Origin of the sequence: Streptomyces sp. NPDC056628, from assembly GCF_042792555.1 — a bacterium.
In the GTDB taxonomy this organism is placed as follows: Bacteria; Actinomycetota; Actinomycetes; order Streptomycetales; family Streptomycetaceae; genus Streptomyces.
In genome coordinates, this window is the sequence record NZ_JBHTWG010000009.1 from 184,141 (window position 1) to 202,807 (window position 18,667).

General features: G+C 73.2%; 14 protein-coding genes. 5 read left to right on the top strand and 9 right to left on the bottom strand.

Translation table 11 applies throughout. From position 1 onward, the window contains the following. Positions 1-6: 6 nt before the first annotated feature. On the bottom strand, positions 7-702 hold the full coding sequence (locus ACFRAC_RS15235; protein WP_382924358.1) for a DUF4232 domain-containing protein: 696 nt from the start codon (positions 700-702) through the stop codon (positions 7-9). A gap of 63 nt (positions 703-765) precedes the next feature. Beyond that, positions 766-3,150, bottom strand: coding sequence for a SpoIIE family protein phosphatase (locus ACFRAC_RS15240; protein WP_382924359.1), 2,385 nt, complete (start codon positions 3,148-3,150; stop codon positions 766-768). Positions 3,151-3,390: 240 nt separating this feature from the next. On the opposite strand from ACFRAC_RS15240, the gene ACFRAC_RS15245 reads away from it, so the two are divergent. The 3 genes from ACFRAC_RS15245 (at position 3,391) to ACFRAC_RS15255 (ending at position 5,918) form a co-directional block, all read left to right on the top strand. After that, on the top strand, positions 3,391-3,636 hold the full coding sequence (locus ACFRAC_RS15245; RefSeq protein WP_344411015.1) for a hypothetical protein: 246 nt from the start codon (positions 3,391-3,393) through the stop codon (positions 3,634-3,636). A gap of 3 nt (positions 3,637-3,639) precedes the next feature. Further along, positions 3,640-4,017, top strand: coding sequence for a toxin Doc (locus tag ACFRAC_RS15250; protein WP_361350854.1), 378 nt, complete (start codon positions 3,640-3,642; stop codon positions 4,015-4,017). A 290-nt stretch (positions 4,018-4,307) separates the two neighbouring features. Then, the gene (locus tag ACFRAC_RS15255) at positions 4,308-5,918 is read left to right on the top strand and encodes a ricin-type beta-trefoil lectin domain protein (RefSeq protein ID WP_382924360.1); all 1,611 of its coding nucleotides are present in this window, start codon (positions 4,308-4,310) and stop codon (positions 5,916-5,918) included. Between the two features lie 88 nt (positions 5,919-6,006). On the opposite strand, the gene ACFRAC_RS15260 is transcribed toward ACFRAC_RS15255, so the two are convergent. Together ACFRAC_RS15260 and ACFRAC_RS15265 are read right to left on the bottom strand one after the other, a co-directional pair. Next, positions 6,007-6,993: a 2-hydroxyacid dehydrogenase gene (locus ACFRAC_RS15260; protein ID WP_382924361.1), complete on the bottom strand. Its 987-nt coding sequence runs from the start codon at positions 6,991-6,993 to the stop codon at positions 6,007-6,009. Next, the gene (locus ACFRAC_RS15265) at positions 6,990-8,159 is read right to left on the bottom strand and encodes a lactate 2-monooxygenase (RefSeq protein WP_382924362.1); all 1,170 of its coding nucleotides are present in this window, start codon (positions 8,157-8,159) and stop codon (positions 6,990-6,992) included. The genes ACFRAC_RS15260 and ACFRAC_RS15265 overlap by 4 nt, the downstream gene beginning before the upstream one ends. Before the next feature lie 407 nt (positions 8,160-8,566). On the opposite strand from ACFRAC_RS15265, the gene ACFRAC_RS15270 reads away from it, so the two are divergent. Further along, complete coding sequence (locus ACFRAC_RS15270) at positions 8,567-9,001, top strand: protease inhibitor (protein WP_382924363.1); 435 nt, start codon at positions 8,567-8,569, stop codon at positions 8,999-9,001. 211 nt (positions 9,002-9,212) lie between these two features. Here ACFRAC_RS15270 and ACFRAC_RS15275 read toward each other — a convergent pair whose 3' ends face one another. The 5 genes from ACFRAC_RS15275 to ACFRAC_RS15295 form a co-directional block, all read right to left on the bottom strand. Beyond that, positions 9,213-10,229: a Ppx/GppA family phosphatase gene (locus tag ACFRAC_RS15275; RefSeq protein ID WP_382924364.1), complete on the bottom strand. Its 1,017-nt coding sequence runs from the start codon at positions 10,227-10,229 to the stop codon at positions 9,213-9,215. 72 nt (positions 10,230-10,301) lie between these two features. Beyond that, the gene (locus ACFRAC_RS15280) at positions 10,302-13,118 is read right to left on the bottom strand and encodes an NHLP bacteriocin export ABC transporter permease/ATPase subunit (RefSeq protein WP_382924365.1); all 2,817 of its coding nucleotides are present in this window, start codon (positions 13,116-13,118) and stop codon (positions 10,302-10,304) included. A 1-nt stretch (position 13,119) separates the two neighbouring features. Further along, positions 13,120-15,342, bottom strand: coding sequence for an NHLP family bacteriocin export ABC transporter peptidase/permease/ATPase subunit (locus tag ACFRAC_RS15285; RefSeq protein WP_382924366.1), 2,223 nt, complete (start codon positions 15,340-15,342; stop codon positions 13,120-13,122). Next, on the bottom strand, positions 15,339-16,145 hold the full coding sequence (locus tag ACFRAC_RS15290; protein ID WP_382924367.1) for an HlyD family efflux transporter periplasmic adaptor subunit: 807 nt from the start codon (positions 16,143-16,145) through the stop codon (positions 15,339-15,341). Before ACFRAC_RS15290 ends, ACFRAC_RS15285 begins: the two co-directional genes overlap by 4 nt. A 186-nt stretch (positions 16,146-16,331) precedes the next feature. Next, on the bottom strand, positions 16,332-16,547 hold the full coding sequence (locus ACFRAC_RS15295) for a type A2 lantipeptide (RefSeq protein WP_361350871.1): 216 nt from the start codon (positions 16,545-16,547) through the stop codon (positions 16,332-16,334). 682 nt (positions 16,548-17,229) lie between these two features. Here ACFRAC_RS15295 and ACFRAC_RS15300 point away from each other — a divergent pair. Next, positions 17,230-18,576, top strand: coding sequence for a S1 family peptidase (locus tag ACFRAC_RS15300; protein WP_382924368.1), 1,347 nt, complete (start codon positions 17,230-17,232; stop codon positions 18,574-18,576). The last annotated feature ends 91 nt before the right edge of the window (positions 18,577-18,667 follow it).

Below are 18,667 nucleotides of genomic sequence, written 5' to 3' on the forward strand. Positions count from 1 at the left end.
GTCGGCTCAGCCGCCCGTGCCCGGCTGGAGCACCGTCAGGAACACGGTGGACTCGTGGCCGCCCACCGGCACCTCGCCCGACGTCCACGCGATCCGCAGCGGCTCCCGTTCGTCCGGCGGCGTCACCAGCAGCTCCTTCGGCTCGGCCGTGCGGGCCCCGCTGATCTCCGGACTGGCGAAGGTCAGCCCGGCCCAGGCGCCGGCGCCCGGCGCCAGCGTGACCGTGGCCGGTGTGTCCGGGGAGCGCCGGGGGTCCGGGCCGAGCTGCCGGCCGGAGGCGTCCACGAAGGCGGCGCCGGGGTAGCCGCGCACGGTACAGGTGCGATCGGCCCGGTTGGTCAGCACGATCGGGAAGTTGCGCTGCCCCGCTCCGGGGCTCGGGCGGCCCAGGCGCGCCCGGAGTTCGGAAGTGTGGCAGCGGGGCGCGGCGCCGCCCGACTGGGTCACCGGGCTCTCCGTGTCCGGGGTGCCGGGCCCGGTGGTGGCCGCCGTCGTCGCGGGGCCCGTGCCGTCGTCCGTGCCCGGTGCGGTCGTCGCCCCGCCGCTGACGGCCGGCGTGCGCGTCGGCCCGGTGTCCGAGGCGCCGGTGCCGTCCCCGCAGGCGGCGAGCACGCACAGCAGCGCGGCGGCGGTCACCGGGAGAGCGGCGCGGCGCCCTGGGCGGCCTCGGGTCGAGAAGGGGGAATTCGGTGCGCGTCCCATTGCTCCCATGTCTGTGAGGCATCCCCGGTTTCCCGGGGCGTAGTCATGGTTCCGCGCGTGTTCTCACTCCTTGCCGAGCAACCCGATCTCGGCCCAGATGGTCTTGCCGTCGGCGGTGTGCCGGCTGCCCCAGCGCTGGGTGAGCTGAGCGACCAGCAGCAGCCCGCGGCCGCCCTCGTCGTACGTCTTCGCACGGCGCAGGTGCGGGGCGGTCTGGCTGGTGTCGGACACCTCGCAGATCAGCGTCGTGGCGTCATGGATGAGCCGGAGCCGTATCGGGGGTGTGCCGTAACGGATGGCGTTGGTGACCAGTTCGCTCACCACCAGTTCGGCGGTGAACGCGGCCTCGGACAGCTTCCACAGCTCGATCTGCTCCACGACCTGCTTGCGGATCGGTGCCACGAGCGCCGGGTCCGCCGGAATGTCCCAGGTCGCCACCCAGGAGGCCGGCAGCCCCTGGGTGCGCGCCAGCAGCAGGGCCACGTCGTCGGCGGCTCCGCCCGCCGGGAGCAGGGAGTGCAGGACGCGGTCGCAGGTCTCGTCGAGGGAGCCGGACGACGCCGCGAGCGACTGGCACAGCAGAGCGTGGCTGGCGTCGAGGTCCCGCTCGCGCGACTCGATGAGCCCGTCGGTGTACAGGGCGAGGACGGTGCCGTCGCGCAGCTCGATCTCGGCCGACTCGAACGGCAGCCCGCCCAGGCCCAGCGGGGGTCCCGCGGGCAGGACGATCTCCACGGGCCCCTCGCCGGGCGCGACCGTCACGGGCGGGGGATGCCCGGCGCGGGCCAGCGTGCAGCGCCGTGAGACCGGGTCGTACACGGCGTACAGGCAGGTGGCGCCCACCTCGCCGGAGACACCGTCGGTGCCGGCCTCCTCCGACAGGCGCACGACGAGGTCGTCGAGGTGGGTCAGGAGCTCGTCGGGCGCGAGGTCGATGTCGGCGAGCGTGCGCACGGCCGTGCGTAGACGGCCCATCGTCGCCGACGCCTGGATGCCGTGGCCCACGACGTCGCCGACGACCATCGCGACCCGCATCCCGGACAGCGGGATCACGTCGAACCAGTCGCCGCCCACACCCGAGCGCGCCGCCGGGAGGTAGCGGGAGGCCGCCTCGAGCGCGGCGGTGCGCGGCAGGGTGCGCGGCAGCAGGCTGCGCTGGAGGGCCAGCGCGGTCTCGCGTTCGCGGGAGTAGCGGCGGGCGTTGTCGATGCAGACGGCGGCACGCGCGGTCACCTCCTCCGCCAGCAGCACGTCGTCCGGGGTGAACGCGTGGGGGTTGGCGAACCGCGAGAGCACCGCGACGCCGAGCGTCGTGCCGCGGGCCCGGATCGGCACGGACATCGCGGTGTGGATGCTGTGCTCCTTGATCCGGGCGGCGCGCTGCGGGTCCCAGGACAGCCACTGGTCCAGGTCGCCGGTCGCGGCCGAGGCGACGATGGTGTGGCCCGCGAGCAGCGCGTCGGCCTGCGGGGAGGCGGCCGGGTACAGGTCCAGCTGCCCCGGCTTGACCACGACCACGGCGTCGCCGTCCGTGTCGGTGATCCGGTACGCGGTCCGCCGCAGCCCGATCGGTGTGACCGGCCGGCCCACGGGCGGCTCGCCGTGCTCGGCCGGGTCCAGCAGGTCGACACTGACGAAGTCGGCGAGCGCCGGCACACAGATGTCCGCCAGCTCCTGGGCCGTGGTCGCCACGTCGAGGGTGGTGCCGATGCGCACGCTGGCCTCGTTCACCAGTTGGAGCCGCTCCTGCGCCCGGTACTGCTCGGTGAAGTCGTGCGCGGCGACCGACACGCCCCGCACGTGGCCCCCGGCGTCCCGGATCGGCGCCATCCGGGCCAGCCAGCTGAGCGTGCGGTCCCCGCCGACCGCCACTTTCGTCCGTACGGCCGTGCCGCGGCCCGTGGTGAGCACCTGGCGCAGCCGGACCTCCACGTCGTGGCCGTGCTCCGTGCCGGTCATCTCGCAGGCGCGCAGACCGCGCACGTTCTCCGCAGGCAGGTCGAGCACCTGCGCCATCTCCGCGTTGATGCCGCGCACCCGCAGCCGCTCGTCGTAGATCGCCATGGCGCAGGGGGAGTCGAGGAGGGGGACGTCGTCCAGCGGATCGTCGTGCGCGGGGGTGCCCTCCGGGTCCAGCGGGGTGACGACCAGCCACCGGTCGGGTCCCTGCCGCGGAGGCTTCTCCCGGTGGGCGAGCAGCCACACGGGGAGGGTGCCGCCGTCGTGGCGGCGCAGCGTGACGACGCCGTCCCAGCGGTCGCCGTCCGGCGCGACGGCCCCGTCCGCGCCCGGGTCGGCCAGCAGGTCCGCCGCCGGGCGCCCCACGACCTCGGCCGCCGAGTGGCCCAGGAGGCGTTCCGCCCCGGCGTTCCACTGGACGAGAAGGCCGTCGGCGTCGATGACGGCCCGGGCCGTCGAAGCCTCGTCGACCGGGTGATCCGGGCTCATGCTCGCAGCTCCCACGTGCACACTCACGGTGAACAGGCGTGTCACTCGCGCCCCAGCCTAGGCCCTTCCCACGAGGTCCCGCCTGCCCGGAGCCGCGCCTCGGCTCGGACGCCCGGCCCGCGCGCCCTTTGACCGTCGGCGGCTGGACCCGCTCGGCCGCGTGACCCGGCCGGTACCGGCCTGTACCACGTGTGACCTGGGGGGATTTACCTCCGAGTACCCGAGCGGTACCGTAAGGGCATGCCAGCTCTCAACGTGGAGTTCAGCGATCGTGAGCTAGAGGACCTGCGGCAGATCGCCAAGGAACGCGGCACCTCGATGAAGGCGCTCGTACGGGAGGCCGCGGCGGCCGACATAGCCCGGCACCGCGCGCTGCAGGAGGGCGCCGAGGCGTTCCGCAGGTTCTTCTCCTCGCACGCCGAGGAGTTCGCCGCCGCCTTTCCCGACGACGAGCCGCCGGCCGGCGGCGAGGGACGGGCCGCCTGACCGATGGCATCCGTCATTCACATCGATGTGCCCTGGCTGCTCCAGCGACATGAAGAGGTCCTGCCGGACCAGCCCACCGTCAACGACTTCTCGGCGCTGGTCGCCGCCGTCGCCCGGCACCGGGTCGACCCGCCCCGGCTCGGCGTCGACTCCGACCCGGCCTGGCGCGCCGCCGCACTGCTGCACACCCTCGCCCTGCTCAAGCCGCTGCCCTCGGCCAACGCCCGTTTCGCCTGCGCCTCCGCCGTGGCCTACATGTTCGTCAGCGGCGTCGGCATCGACCCGCCCTACGGCGCGCTGGTCGACCTCGCCCGCGATCTGATCTCCGGCAAGACCGATGTGTACGGGGCGGCCGACCGGCTGCGGTCCTGGCAGATCTGACCCTGACGACACGCGTTTTCCCATGGTGTGCCGGTGCCGATTCTGACTTTATTTCAATCGGTACTGATGTTGCCCAAGTGCCTTGTTGGGCCTGAGTGCGCTGTGCGAGGGTGAATGGCGCGTGGGAGTGGAATAGGCCGGGGCTCAAGCGTTCCGCGGGGGAATCGGTGCGGACGGACGTCGCGGAATTTCCGCCCCCTCGGTCCCGCCGGAGAGGTCCACGGCATGTCGCTCGCTCCTTTTCGGCGATCGGAACTTCTGTGTCCTGCGTGCGGGAAGGAATCCGTTCAGTGCCCACCCCCCACCCCCCTCGCCCTCCCTATCCGCCCCCGGGCGCTCTTCCCGAGGAGTCCGACGAAGGACTCGCCGCCCGGCTGCGGGGCCGCACCGACAGCGAGGCGGCGCCCTCCGTCGCCCTGCTCATGGCGCGGCACTGGGAGCCGGTCCACGCCTACGCGGTGATCTGTCTGGCGGCCCCCGCGGGCGCCGCCTCCCACAGGGTCACCGCCGCCGCCTTCCATCAGGTGCTCGACCGCCTGGCGCTGGGCGAGCCCGCGGCCGCGCTGCGTCCGCGGCTGCTCGTCGCGGTCCGGGACACGGTCCGGCAGTGGTCCGGGGACGAACGGATAGCGGGGACGGTGCCGGAACTGGGCAAACCCTCCGGTGGGCGCGGTATGCGAACCGCCAAGTCCCTGACGCCGGAAAATCGGCGGCTCGCCGATCGGTCATTCCAGGCGCTTCCCGGAGTCGCCCGATGCTTGCTCTGGCATACCGAGGTCGAGGCGGAGCCGCTGAATGTCCCCGCCGGACTGCTCGGCCTCGATCCCGTGACGGCGAGGGCCGCCCTCGAACAGGCGCGAGACAAATTCCGTGAAGGTTGTGTACATGCCCATCGGGAACTCGCGCCCACCAAGGATTGCCGCTTCTACAACCGCCTGCTCGACGTCCCCATTCGCCGGGGCGGCGCCCTGCTGCCGGATGTGGAGGCGCATCTGGCGCAGTGCCGCTACTGCCGCAACGCAGCCGAACAACTGAGCCATTTCGAAGGCGGGCTGGGTGTTCTCATCGCCGAGTCCGTCCTCGGCTGGGGTTCACGCCGCTATCTCGAGACGCGTCCCGGCCGGACCCCGTCCGGCACCCGCGGCGGCGCCCGGCACGGCGCGGCCCGCCGCAGGCTGTTCCCGCGCGTGCCCGCACAGGTCCGCCGGGTGGCCGGTCCGCCCCGCCCCGCATGGACGCTGCTGACAGGGGTGGGCGTCGCCTCCGCCGGACTGATCGCCCTGGTGCTCGTCGCCGGACGGCTGACGGACGACGACGGAGTCGACCCGGCCGCCTCCGCGACCGCCGGCGGCCCCGGCCCCCGGCTCCCGCCCGCCGTCTCCTCCGCACCGCCCGGCACCACCCACCTCCCGGCCGTGCCGTCGCGCACCCGGTTGCGGAATGCCGCCGCCGGCCTGTGCCTCGGCGTCCAGGGCGAGCCCGGTCCGGGCGCCGGGACCGAACTCGCCGCCTGCTCCGACGACATCGGCCAGAAATGGTCGTACGACGGGGACGGACGGCTGCGCAGCGCGGCCGATCCCGATCTGTGCCTGGACTCCCGCGCGGACGCCGGTGTGGTGATCCTCGGCAGGTGCGCCCCCTCGGGCTCCGGGCGCGCCGAGGACGTGCGCTACGACCTCACGGTCCGGGGCGAGGTGCTGCCCCGCTGGGACGAACGGCTCGCGCTGGCCGCGGCCGCCCCCGACCCGGGAGCCGACATCGTCGTCAAGGTGCGCGACCGCTCGGACGCGCAGCGCTGGCTGACGGACCCGCCGACATCCGCGACCCCGGACGCGCTGTCCAGCGCGGTGGTCGGGCTCCCGGTGGCGCGGGCCGGCCGGCCGGGGGAGTGGAGCGCGTAGCCGCCCGGACGGGACGCGGGGTGCCGGTCCTTCCCGTGAGGGGGAGGGCCGGCACGCCGTCTGCGACGCCCGCCCCGTTCCGACCCGTTCAGGCGGTCCCGCCGACCACGTCCCGTGGGGTGCCGCCCGCGAGGAAGTCGGCCACGTTGCGTACGGCCGCGAGGGCGATGCGGACCATGGTCTCGCGGGTGACCCCGCCGACGTGCGGGGAGAGCACCACGTTCGGCGCGCGGAGCAACCGCAGGGCCGGGGTGGGCGGTTCGGGGTCGAAGACGTCGATGCCCGCCCCGGCCAGGGCGCCCTTCTCCAGGGCGTCCGCGAGGGCGTCCTGGTCGATCAGTCCGCCCCGCGCCGTGTTGACCACGAACGCCGACGGTTTCAGCAGCGCGAGGCGCCGGGCGTCCAGCAGCCGCCGGGTCTCCTCGGTGAGCGGGGCGTGCAGTGAGACGTAGTCGGAGACCCGGCACAGCTCGTCGAGCGGCACATGGCGGGCGCCGCCCGCCTCGGCCTCCGCCTCGGGTGCCGCCCGCCGGCGTCCGGCGTAGACGACCGGCATGTCGAACGCGGCGGCGCGCCGGGCGACCTGACGTCCGATCTGGCCGAGTCCCACGATGCCGAGGGTCTTGCCCGACAGTTCGGTGAGCGAGCCCTGCAGGCGGGGGAGGGCCCACTCGCCCTCGACGAGCGCGAGGTGCCCGGCGATCACCTGCTTGGCCAGGGCCAGCATCAGGGCGAAGGTCTGCTCGGCGACGTTCTGCGCCTCGGCGCCGCTGGAGCCGATCGTGCACACCCGGACCCCGCGCTCCCGGGCCGCCGGCACGTCGACGTAGTCGAAGCCGTGGCTCGCGCACTGCACCAGTGCCAGCTCCGGTGCCGCGGCGAGGTGCGCGGCGGTGACCGGGGCCAGCGCGGTGATGACGACATGGGCGCGGCGCAGCGCGGCCGGGTCCTCGTCGGCCGCCTCGACGACGGTGACGTGCGCGTCGCCGGGCAGGAGCGCGGCCAGACCGGCGCCGACGCCCCGGCCGCCGACGTGCGGCGGGACGACGGCGAGCACCTGGCGGGCGGCGCTCACGCGGTCGCCTCCACGAGGTCGCCGGGGCCGACGGTGCCGGGACCCGCGTGCCCGGACAGGGCGAGGGTGAGGTCGAGTTCGGCGAGCAGGCAGCGGATGACGTGCTCGACGCCCGCCTGTCCGTCGAGTCCGAGCCCGTAGGCGTACGGCCGTCCGACGAGGACCGCCCGCGCCCCGAGGGCGAGGGCCTTGAAGATGTCGTCGCCGGTGCGGACGCCGCTGTCGAACAGCACCGTCAGACGGTCACCGACCGCCTCGACGACGCCGGGCAGGGCGTCCGCCGCGCCGAGGGAACCGGCCACCTGGCGCCCGCCGTGGTTGGAGACGATCACCCCGTCCATCCCGGCGTCGGCGGCGGCCCGGGCGTCGTCCGGGTGCAGGACGCCCTTGAGGACGATCGGGCCGTCCCAGTTGTCCCGCAGGAACACGAGGTCCGGCCAGGTCTTGGCCGGGTCGGAGAACATGCCGACGAAGTGCATGACGGCGGCGTTCGGATCCTCGTGGACGGGCTTGGCCAGACCGGCCTGGAAGGCGGGGTCGGAGAAGTAGTTGGCGGTGCCGACGCCGTGCAGGAACGGCAGGTACGCCTGGTCGAGGTCGCGGGGCCGCCAGGCGAGCATCGGGGTGTCCAGGGTGACGACGAGCGCGGTGTACCCGGCCGCCTTCGCTCGGGTCAGGAAGCTGCGCGCCACTTCCGGGTCCTTCGGCCAGTACAGCTGGAACCAGCGCTCGGCGTCGCCCATCGCCTCCGCCACCTGCTCCAGCGGGGTGCTGGACGCGGACGACAGGATGAACGGCACTCCTTGCGCTGCGGCGGCGCGGGCGGCCGCGCTCTCGGCGTCCGGATGCATGATCGACAGCACGCCGATCGGCGCCAGCGCCACCGGGGCGGGCAGGGCGCGGCCCAGCACCTCCACGGACAGGTCCCGCTCGTGCACGTCCCGGAGCATGCGCGGGACGATCCGGCGGCGGTCCAGGGCCGCCCGGTTGGCGCGGGCGGTGCTGCCGGTGCCGGCGCTGCCCGCCACGTAGCCCACGGGGCCGGGGCCGAGGCGCCGTTCGGTCAGCTCCTCCAGCCGGGTCAGATCCGTGGGGAGCCGGGGCACGGTGCCCGACATGCCGTTCAGATAGATCTCGTACTGGAAGTCGGCCCAGTGCCTGCCCATGCCTACGACCCGCCTCTCGTCCCTGAGACCGCGCTGTACGCAGACCATACCGACCGGTAGGCCGGGTGGGGACCGGGGGGCGTACACCGGTGTGCGGGGACGAGTGGCCCGGACGGACCCCGCCCGGGCTTCCACCGGAGGCCCCCAACCGGAATGTTTCAGGCCTATTAATGAGCCCATAGGAATCAGCCATCGGGCGACTTCGAGCGATCAGGAATGGCCACGTTCCGGCATTGGAGCGTTCGAAGTCCGTTACTTCGCGCCACTGATTCAATACGCAAGGTTACTGAAACCCGTGGTGTCGATGTGAGTTTCGGCGGCAGACTCGGCAGACTCCCGCTCGTCGTTCCGGCACCGATCGCGCCGGAGCCGGCAACACCCCCGAACCAAGCGGAAGGATGCACACAATGCGGAACACCGCGCGCTGGGCAGCGACCCTCGCTCTGACGGCCACCGCCGTCTGCGGACCCCTCACGGGATCCGCCCTGGCCGCCCCCGACGCCGCCCCCGCCTCGCTCTACGCCCCGTCGGCGCTGGTGCTGACCCTCGCTCACGGCGACACAGCCGCCCTCGCCTCCCCGGCACGTGCGGTCACCCTGAGCTGCGCCCCGACGCCCTCCGGCACCCATCCCGCCCCCGCGGCGGCCTGTGCCGAACTACGGGGCCTGAACGGCGACTTCGACGCCCTGAGTGCGACCGAAGGGGTGATGTGCACCAAGCAGTACGATCCCGTCGTCGTCACCGTGGACGGGGTGTGGCAGGGCCGACGCGTCTCCTATGAGCGCACGTTCACCAACGAGTGCGTGAAGGGCTCCTACGGGACCAGCCTCTTCGCGTTCTGAGACCGGGGGGGCACCACGGACCCCGTGCAGTGCGGTCCGGGCTCGCGGATGGGGAGTGCGAGCACGGCCGAGGGGTTCGGTGCCACCTCGCATGGGTGCCGGCCGGGCGGAGTGGGGCCGCCCGACCGGCACCCAGATCGTGTGACCTCCTCCGGGGCGGTCGGTGCCGGTCTGTCGCCCCGGGACGCGCACTGCTTCTCCTGACGTCCGGTCAACTGGTCGCGGACGCGGCGGCGATGCGCAGCGGCGCGAGCCGGTCCGCCTCGGGCTTCTCGCCGTGGTCGGTGACCTCCGTCCACCATCCGGGGCCGTCCTCGATGTGGCGCAGCATGATCCCCTCACGGATCGCCCACGGGCAGATGGTCACCGACTCCAGCCCGGTCAGCTTCATCGCGGTGTGCGCGATCACCGCGCCGGCCAGGCTCTGCTCGGACCGAGGCGCGGAGATCCCCGGCAGCTGGACCCGCTCGGCGGCGGTCAGCGCCGACATCCGGCGCACCGCCTCCCGCAGATCCTCGCGCGCCAGCCGCCGCTCGACGAACGGGCCGTGCCGGCCCGGCGGCGCCCCGCACAACCGGCCCAGTTGCTGGAACGTACGCGAGGCGGCGGCGGCCGTCCGCGGACCCTCCCAGCGAATCCGGGCGGCGACGTCGCGCAGCTGATGGCGTACCGAGCGGCGCAGGTCCCGCAACCGGCTCGGATCGGGAAGGCCCTCGCCGGCGGCGAGGAACTCGTGGGTCAGCCGGCCCGCGCCCAGCGGCAGCGAGGCCACGAAGTCCGGCAGCCGGCCACGGCCGAACGCCACCTCCAGCGACCCGCCGCCGATGTCCAGCAGGGCGAGCGGACCCGAGCGCCAGCCCATCCAGCGCCGCGCCGCGAGGAACGTCAGCTCGGCCTCCAGCTCACCGGGCAGCGTGCACAGCCCCACCCCGGTCCGCACCCGCACGGTGCGCAGCACCTCCGCCCGGTTGGGCGCGGAGCGCACCACCGCCGTCGCGAAGGCCAGGGGCGCCGCCGCCCCCCACTTCGTCGCGGTGCGGCTCGCGGCGGCGACGGCGTGGACCAGCCGCTCCACCGCCTCCCCGGGGATCGGATCGCCCGGCCTGACCTGCTCGGACAGCCGCAGCCGCCACTTCTCGGTGTGCACGGGCAGCGGCGCGCCGTCCTGGGCGTCGGACACCACCAGGCGGACCGTCTTCGATCCCACATCCACGACGCTGATACGCATGGCTCGGCAAGTACCCCCATACGCCGATCGCCAAAGGCCCGGGCGGCGATTCCCCGCCACCCGGGCCGCCGCTCAGGCCAGCTGGCGCCGCACCAGCTCGTGCAGCCTTCCGCCCGTGTCCGCGAGGAGCTCGGCCGGCGGTCCCTGCTGGGCGACCTTGCCGTCCTCCATCACGATGACCCGGTCGGCGTCCAGCACCGTGGACAGGCGGTGCGCGATGACCACGCGGGTGGCGTTCAGGGCCCGCGTGGACTCGATGACCGTGCGCTGCGTCTCGTTGTCGAGGGCGCTGGTCGCCTCGTCGAAGAACAGGATGCGCGGCCGCCGGATCAGCGCCTGCGCGATCATCAGCCGTTGGCGCTGGCCGCCGGAGACGGCACCGCTGCCCGAGACGATGGTGTGCAGTCCCATCGGCATCCGCCTGATGTCCTCCGCGAGCCCCGCCATCTCGGCAGCCGCCATCGCCTCCTCCGGCGTGTACGGCTCGGTGCCGCAGATGACGTCGAGGACGGACCCGGTGAACGGCTGGGCGTGCTGGAGCACCACCCCGCACTGGCGGCGCACCGCCGACTGGTCGAGGGCCGCCAGGTCCTGCCCGTCGTACAGGACGCTGCCCGACACCGGCTTGTCGAAGCCGATCAGCAGCCTCAGCAGCGTCGACTTGCCGCAGCCGCTGGGGCCGACCACCGCGACGAACTCGCCCGGCCGGATCTCGAACGACACGTCGTCCAGGACCAGCGGGCCGTCGTCGGAGTACCGGAAGGACAGCCGGCGTGCCTCGATCGCCCCGGTCAGCACCCCCGGCCGGGTGCTGCCCGCCCGCACCTCCGGCGTGGCCCGCAGCACCGGCTCGATCTCCTGGAACAGCGGCAGCGCCGACACCGCCGAGACGAACGCGCCGGTCAGCTGGGTCACCGAGGTCAGCAACATCGTCACCGAGGTGCTGAAGGTGAGGAACGCCGCCGCCGACATCGACCCGCGCGCCGGGCCGGCCAGCAGCATGAACATCAGCAGAGTGCACAGCGGCAGGTACACCGCGCCCAGCACCGCCGTCAGGTTCTTGATCCGGCCCACCCGCTGCTGGAGCTCCCTGCTGCGCGCGAACTCCTCCGCCCAGGCCGCGTAGGCGTAGTTCTCCGCCGCCGCGACCCGCAGCTTCGGCAGTCCGCGCAGCGTCTGGAACGCCTGGTTGTTCAGCTTGTTGCCCAGCACCACGATCCGGCGCTGCCAGCGCACCTGCCACAGCCCGAGGCCGAGGAACACGGCGGCGATCACCACGAGCATGCCGATCGCGGCCAGGGCCATCGGCACGCTGTACCAGAACAGCAGCGCCAGGTTCATCGCGCCCACCGTCAGCGACTGGGCCACGACCGGGCCGACTCCGGCCAGCAGCCGGCGGATCGCGCTGATCCCCATGGCCTGGCCGGCCAGCTCGCCCGTGGAGCGCTCGGTGAAGAACCGGGTGGGCAGCCGCAGCAGCCGGTCCCACAGGGCGGGCTGCAGCGTCGCCTCGATCCGGCCCTCCAGCCGAAGGATCGTCAGGTTCTGCAGCAGCATGAACGCCGCCGCCACCACCCCGCTGATCATCACGGCCAGGCACGCCTGCACGATCAGCCCGGTCTGTGCCTTCGGCACGAACTCGCCGAGCACCTTGCCGGTCGCCACCGGCACCAGCGCGCCGATCGCCACCGTCACCAGCCCGCCGAGCAGCAGCCGGACCAGGTCGCCGCCGGTGCCCCGCATGCTGAACCGCAGCAGGCGCAGCGGGCTCAGCGGACGGTCGGGCAGCGGCCGGTAGAACATCACCGCGCGCGGCTCGAACTCCTCCGCGTTGGCCTTCTCGACCGGCGTCTCCCGCCCGGTCGCCGGATGCACGGCGACATACCCGCCGCGCCGCCACAGCAGCGCGACCGGCGCACCGGACAGCGCCCGGTGCCCGACGAGCGGGCCGATGTCGTCCCGCCACCACCGTCCCTCCAGACGGACGGAGCGGGTCCGTACCCGGGAGGCGAGGGCCACGCGTTCCACCGGGTCGAGCCGGTCGCTCTCGGTGCCGCTGTGCGCCGCGTCGGCCAGGGTGAACCCGGCGGCCTCGGCGACGATCCTGCAGGCCGCGTACCCGGCGTCCGCGTCGGCGGCCGTCGTGCGCTTGCCGCTGCGTTTGCCGATGGACGCCAGCAGGGTCCGGTCGGCGTTCTCGCGCACCGCCTCACCGGCCTTGATGCCGGCGGCCGTACGGGTCTCGTGGGTGCGCTCCAACTGCTCGATCCACCGGTCCAGCGTGGTCAGCAGGCGGTACTGCTGGTCCACCATGGACTGCCAGAGCGCCGGGTCGATCAGCAGGTCGGCGGCGGCCTCCGCGCCGTACAGCGAGCCGTACTGCACGCTGCCCGGCGGCACCTGCATCCAGAACACGTCGTCGTCGGTCACCTCGGCCGCCCGCTCGGTGGCCATCGGTGCCTGGAACAGGATGGACAGGCTGCGGCCGACGCCGAGCGCGAGGGCGTACTCCAGGGGGCTCGTCTGCGGCGGGACGTACTGCGGGTTGCCGTACTCGTCGTACGACCAGGTCTGGGTGGGCGCGGGCTGGTACAGCTCGCGCAGCCCGATGCGGTGCACCACGCAGTCCCGCAGCGGCCTGGCCACCAGCGTGTGCTGCGGTCCCGCGACCGGGCCCAGCAGCAGCGACCCCGCCTCCAGGCGGCCCAGGTGGTGCCAGTGGCCCTGCTCCCCGGCGTCCACCGCGAACAGGTCCACCGCGCCGGACGCCACCAGCCACAGCACCTGTGGCCCCTCCAGGTCCAGGCGGTTGAAGCCGGAGCAGTCGAGGGCCGAGCCCAGCTGCCCGAGCGCGTCGAGGACGAGGTCCCCCTCGTTCACGGTCGTCATCTCACCGCTCCCTGACCAGGGCCGCGTAGGCGCCGCCGAGCGCCACCAGCTCCTCGTGCCGTCCGCGTTCGACGATCGTGCCGTGCTGGAGCACGACGATCTCGTCGCTGTCGCGCACCGTGCTGAGCCGGTGCGCGATCACCACACAGGCGCAGCCGCGCCGGCGCAGGTTGTCCATCACGACCAGCTCGGTCTCGGCGTCCAGCGCGCTGGTCACCTCGTCCAGGACGAGGATGCTGGGGCGGCGCACCAGCGCCCGCGCGATCTCCAGCCGTTGACGCTGCCCGCCGGAGAAGTTCCGGCCGTCCTGCTCGACCCGGCTGCGGATGCCGCCCGGGCGCCGCATCACCACGTCGTACAGGGCCGCGTCGCGCAGCGCCTCCTCCACCGCCTCGTCCGGGACGGACGGGTCCCACAGGGCCACGTTGTCGCGGATGGTCCCCTCGAACAGGAACACGTCCTGGTCGACGAAGGAGACGGACGCGGCGAGCGCCCCGCGCGGGATGTCCTCGATCCGCCGGCCGTCGATGCGGATGACGCCCTCCCACGGGACGTACAGACCCGAGATGAGGCGGGACACGGTCGACTTGCCGCTGCCCGAGCCGCCGACCAGCGCCACCTGCCGGCCGGGCCCCACGGTCAGGTCGAAGCCGGTCAGCAGCGGCTTGTCCAGCGGGCTGTAGCCGAAGGTGATGTTCTGCAGCTCGACGTGCCCGTGCAGCCGGCGCGTGGACTCGCCGGTGCCGGGGCGGCCGTAGAGCGGGTCCGCCTCGAAGTTCTCCACGTCCTTCAGCCGGGCCACGTCCGCCGCGAAGTCCTGGATCCGGCCCGCGACGCCGTTGAGCCGGGTGATCGGCGCGGTGAACCGGGTCACCAGGGCCTGGAAGGCGACCAGCAGACCGACGGAGATGCCCCCCTCGACCGCGCGCATGCCGCCGATCCACAGGATCAGGGCGCTGTTGAGCGTGGCGAGGGTGGGGGCGACCACGCCGAGCCAGGCGCTCGGCACCCCGAGGCGCTGCTGCTCCTCCAGCGTGGTGGCGTGCTGCCCGGCCCACTTGCGGAAGTAGCCGTCCTCGCCGCCGGTCGCCTTCATCGTCTCGATCAGCTGCAGACCCGTGTAGGCGGTGTTGGTCAGCCGGGCGCTGTCCGCGCGCAGCTTCGCCGTACGGGTCGCCCGCAGCCGGATCACGACCCGCATGGCGACGATGTTCAGCAGGGCGACGCCGATGCCGACGAACGTCAGCTGCGGGTCGTACGTGTAGAGCAGGACCGCGTAGAGGACGACGACGACCGCGTCCACACCGGCCGCGGCGAGGTCACGGGCCAGCGTCTCGGCGACCGCGTCGTTCGACTGGAGCCGCTGCACCAGGTCGGCGGGGCTGCGCTGGGAGAAGAACGTCACCGGCAGCCGCAGCAGATGGCGCAGGAAGCGGGCGCTGGACAGGGTCGAGGAGATGATCCGGCCGCGCAGGAGGTTCGCCTGCTGGAGCCAGGTCAGCACCACGGTCAGCGCGACACAGGTCCCCATCGACGCGAACAGCGTGCCCAGCAGGGACGTCTGGCCGCCGATCAGGAACATGTCGATATAGGTGCGGCTCAGCGCGGGCACCGCCGCGCCGACCGCCACCAGCAGCAGGCTCGCGAGGACGGCCGCGGGCATGGTGCCGGCGGTGCCGCGCAGCCGGGCCGGCATCGCGCCGAGCACCCCCGGGCGGCGTCCGCCCCTGCTGAAGCCCTCGCCGGGCTCCATGACCAGGACGACCCCGGTGAAGCTGCCGTCGAAGTCCTCCATGGGCACGAAACGGCGGCCCTTGGCCGGGTCGTTGACGTACACGCCCCGGCGTCCGAAGCGGCGGCCCATGCCGTCGAAGACGACGTAGTGGTTGAACTCCCAGAACAGGATGGCCGGTGCCTTCACCTCGGCGAGGGCGGCCGTGTCCATCTGCATGCCCTTGGCGGTCAGGCCGTAACTGCGGGCCGCCTTCAGCAGGTTGCTGGCACGTGAGCCGTCCCGGGAGACGCCGCACGCGATGCGCAGCTCCTCCAGCGGGACGTGCCGGCCGTAGTGGCCGAGCACCATCGCCAGGGAGGCGGCGCCGCACTCGACGGCCTCCATCTGGAGCACGGTGGGGGTGCGGACGGTCTTGGCCCGGCCCTTGGGCACGGGACGCTTCGGGGGAGCGGCGCGGCGTCTGCTCCGCGTCTGCTGTGCGGTGCTCATGGCAGCAGCCAGTCGACAGGACGCTGGTCGGCGAGCCGGACGGACGCCTCGGCCAGGGTCATGGAGGTGAGGGGGAACGGCGGCCCGTCCGCGGACGACCACGCGTAGCCGCTCTTGGTGCCCTTCTCGCGGTCCAGCCGGACGAGGACGGCGACCGGCCTGCCGTCCTCGGTGAACTGCTCGCCGAGCTGGGTGTCGCCGAGGAACGCGGCGATCTGCTGCGGCGACTGCACCGAGCGGTCCACGGACTTCACGTGGCCGCGCAGCACGCCGTACTCCTGGGTCGGCACCGACTGCACGGTGAGGTCCACCGCGGCGTGCTCGGGGATGGCGGCGGCGTTCTCGGCGGGGACGTACACCGTGGCGTAGAGCGGGTCCCGGCTGCGGGCGACCTTCTCGACGGCGGCGACGTCCGCGCCGGTCCGGACGATCTGCCCGATGGTCGCGGCGAGCGCGGTGACCCGGCCCGGGGCGACCGTGCGCACGACGGTCTCGCCGCGCGCGGTGCGGACCTTCAGGACGGGTGCGTCGGCCGGGAGCCGCTCGCCCTGTTCGGCGACGACGGCGGTCACCTGTCCGGAGACCGGGCTCTGGAGGATGTAACTGCCCTGGCCGTGGGTGAGGATCGCGGGCGCGGTGACGGTGGAGGCGACCGAGCCGGTCACCGCCCACACGGACGCGGCGGCCATCACGGCCAGCGTCACACCGAGCACGAGCCAGCCCTGCGGGCGGGCGAAACGCACCGGCAGGTCGAGCTCCTCCGGTGACTGGAGCTTGGCGAGGGCCTGTTGGCGGAACTGCACGGAATTTCCCTCACCTGCGGATGAGTGGAGACCGGCACACGAATGCCGGTCGTGCTGCGGGGCGGGGCCGAATTCCCTTCACGGTGTTTCGTTCCCGCCTGTATTCAGGGGATTTCCTGTTTTCTGGCACCCAAGAGTCCCGGAGCCGGGTGCCGGCTCCGGGACTCGGTGGTACGAAAGGCGCGATCAGAGACCGGCGACCAGGTTCGTGACCGGGGCGGTGTTCAGGCCGGTGACACCCTCCACGGTGCCGACGACCGTGTTGAGCAGGCCGGAGACCGGGGCGATGCCGTTGACGGCGTCGAGGGCACCGTTCACGGCGTTGACCTGCAGGCCGCCGGAGACGTTGTCGAGCTCGGCGTCGGAGATCTCGACGGTCGCAACCTGGGGGGTGGAGTTCATGGTGGAACTTCCCTTCCTAATGGGTATTTCGCAAGAGGGAGCGGCCCCCTCTGGGGGACAGATGACGGCCGCGACCGCAGGCGCCGGACGCCCGTTTCCGGGAAAGCCGTCGGCGGCCCCCGCGGTGCGATGGATCAAAGCACGGTGCGGGTGCGGGCTTCCAATCAAACGAATGCCTCCGCAGGGAACTTGAGGGCCCCGGGTGGGAATCGGTGCAGAGTCGGGCACGTCTTGTCGGCGACTTCTTCACATGCGTCACAGCATCGGCCCGCACGAGCTGTTGCGCGGGCCGGGGACGCGGCGGCGGGCGGCTCGGCGAATGCGACACTCCGGTCCCAAGGGGGTGAGCGGCCGTGGCGGTCTGTGCAGAACCCCGGTGCCCGGTGACTTGGTTGAGTATTGAATGTGCAGATTCGCTGAAGCCAGGATTCCGCTCGTGATCCGCCACTGACCGCGATCGACCGACTGCGCACGGTGTTTGACCGGGTCGTGCCCGTCTCCCGACGGCCCGGACGCCTTCCGCGCCCGGCGCGTGACCGCTTCCGCTCCCCCGAACGACGCTTCTGCGAACGGAGTTGAACACTCCGCCCGCTCCGTGCGTACCCACTGCCAACCAGGCGCCCGAGAAACAGCCGTCGGACGAACGGCGGCAGCAGACCCCGTCCCCCAGGAGGTCGAGAAGTTGAGTCACAAGCGAATGCCGAAGCGCAAGGCCGCGATAGCGGCGGGCGGCGTGGCGGCGCTCGGAGCGGCGGCGATCCTCTTGCCGAACGCCAACGCGTCCCAGGACGCCGCCCCGGACGCCGCATCCGCCCCCAAGACCCTGAAGGCGGCGGACGCCTCGGATCTCGCCTCGCGGCTCGCGGGCCTGCTCGGCGAGAGCTTCGCCGGCTCGTACTACGACGCCGGCAGCAAGCAGCTCGTCGTGAACGTCGTCGCCGGCGACGACAACGACGTGGTCGTCCAGGCGAAGAAGGCCGGCGCCAAGGTCCGTGAGGTCGCGAACAGCCTGACCGAACTCAAGTCGGGCGCGCAGACCCTGAAGTCCGAGGCGACCATCCCCGGCACGGCGTGGGCCGTCGACCCCAGAACCAACAAGATCGTCGTCACCGCCGACAGCTCGGTCACCGGCAAGAAGTGGGACCGGCTGGAGTCCACCGTCGAGCAACTCGGCCCCGGCATGGCCACCGTCAAGAAGTCGGCCGGCACCTTCAAGACCTTCCTCTCCGGCGGCGACGCCATCTTCGCGGGCGGCGCGCGCTGCTCCGCCGGCTTCAACGTCACCGCGGGCGACGGCACCCCGGCCTTCCTGACGGCCGGTCACTGCGGTGTCGCGGCCGCGCAGTGGTCCGACGCCCAGGGCGGGCAGCCGATCGCCACCGTCGACCAGGCCACGTTCCCCGGTGACGGCGACTTCGCACTGGTGAAGTACGACGACCCGGCCACCCAGGCGCCCAGCGAGGTCAACCTCGGCCAGCAGACCCTCGCGATCAGCCAGGCCGCGGACGCCACGGTCGGCCTCCAGGTCTTCCGCATGGGCAGCACGACCGGCCTGAACGACGGTCAGGTCACCGGTCTGGACGCCACCGTGAACTACCCGGAGGGCACGGTCACCGGGCTCATCCAGACCAACGTGTGCGCCGAGCCCGGCGACAGCGGCGGCTCCCTGTTCACGCAGGACGGACTGGCGATCGGCCTGACCTCCGGCGGAAGCGGCGACTGCACCGTCGGCGGCGAGACGTTCTTCCAGCCGGTGACGACCGCTCTCGCGGCGGTCGGCGCGACCCTCGGCGGCGGCGGTGCGGCGGGCGGCGCGGGCGCCGGTGACGACGCCGGGGCCGGCCAGGGCGCGGGCGCCGGCGACCAGGCAGGTGCCGGCGACCAGGCGGGCGCTGGCCAGGAGGCAGGTGCCGGCGACCAGGCAGGTGCCGGTGACCAGGCCGGTGCCGGTCAGAACGCCGGGAACGGCCGGGGCCACGGACGCGGCCAGGGCCTCGGCGAGATCGTCGGCAACGCCGTCGGCAACTGACGCGGCGCCACCCGTCCACGGACGCGGGTGATCGCGGGTGATCCACCCGGGCACGACGGCGGTCCGGCCCTCGGGGGGGCGGGCCGGACCC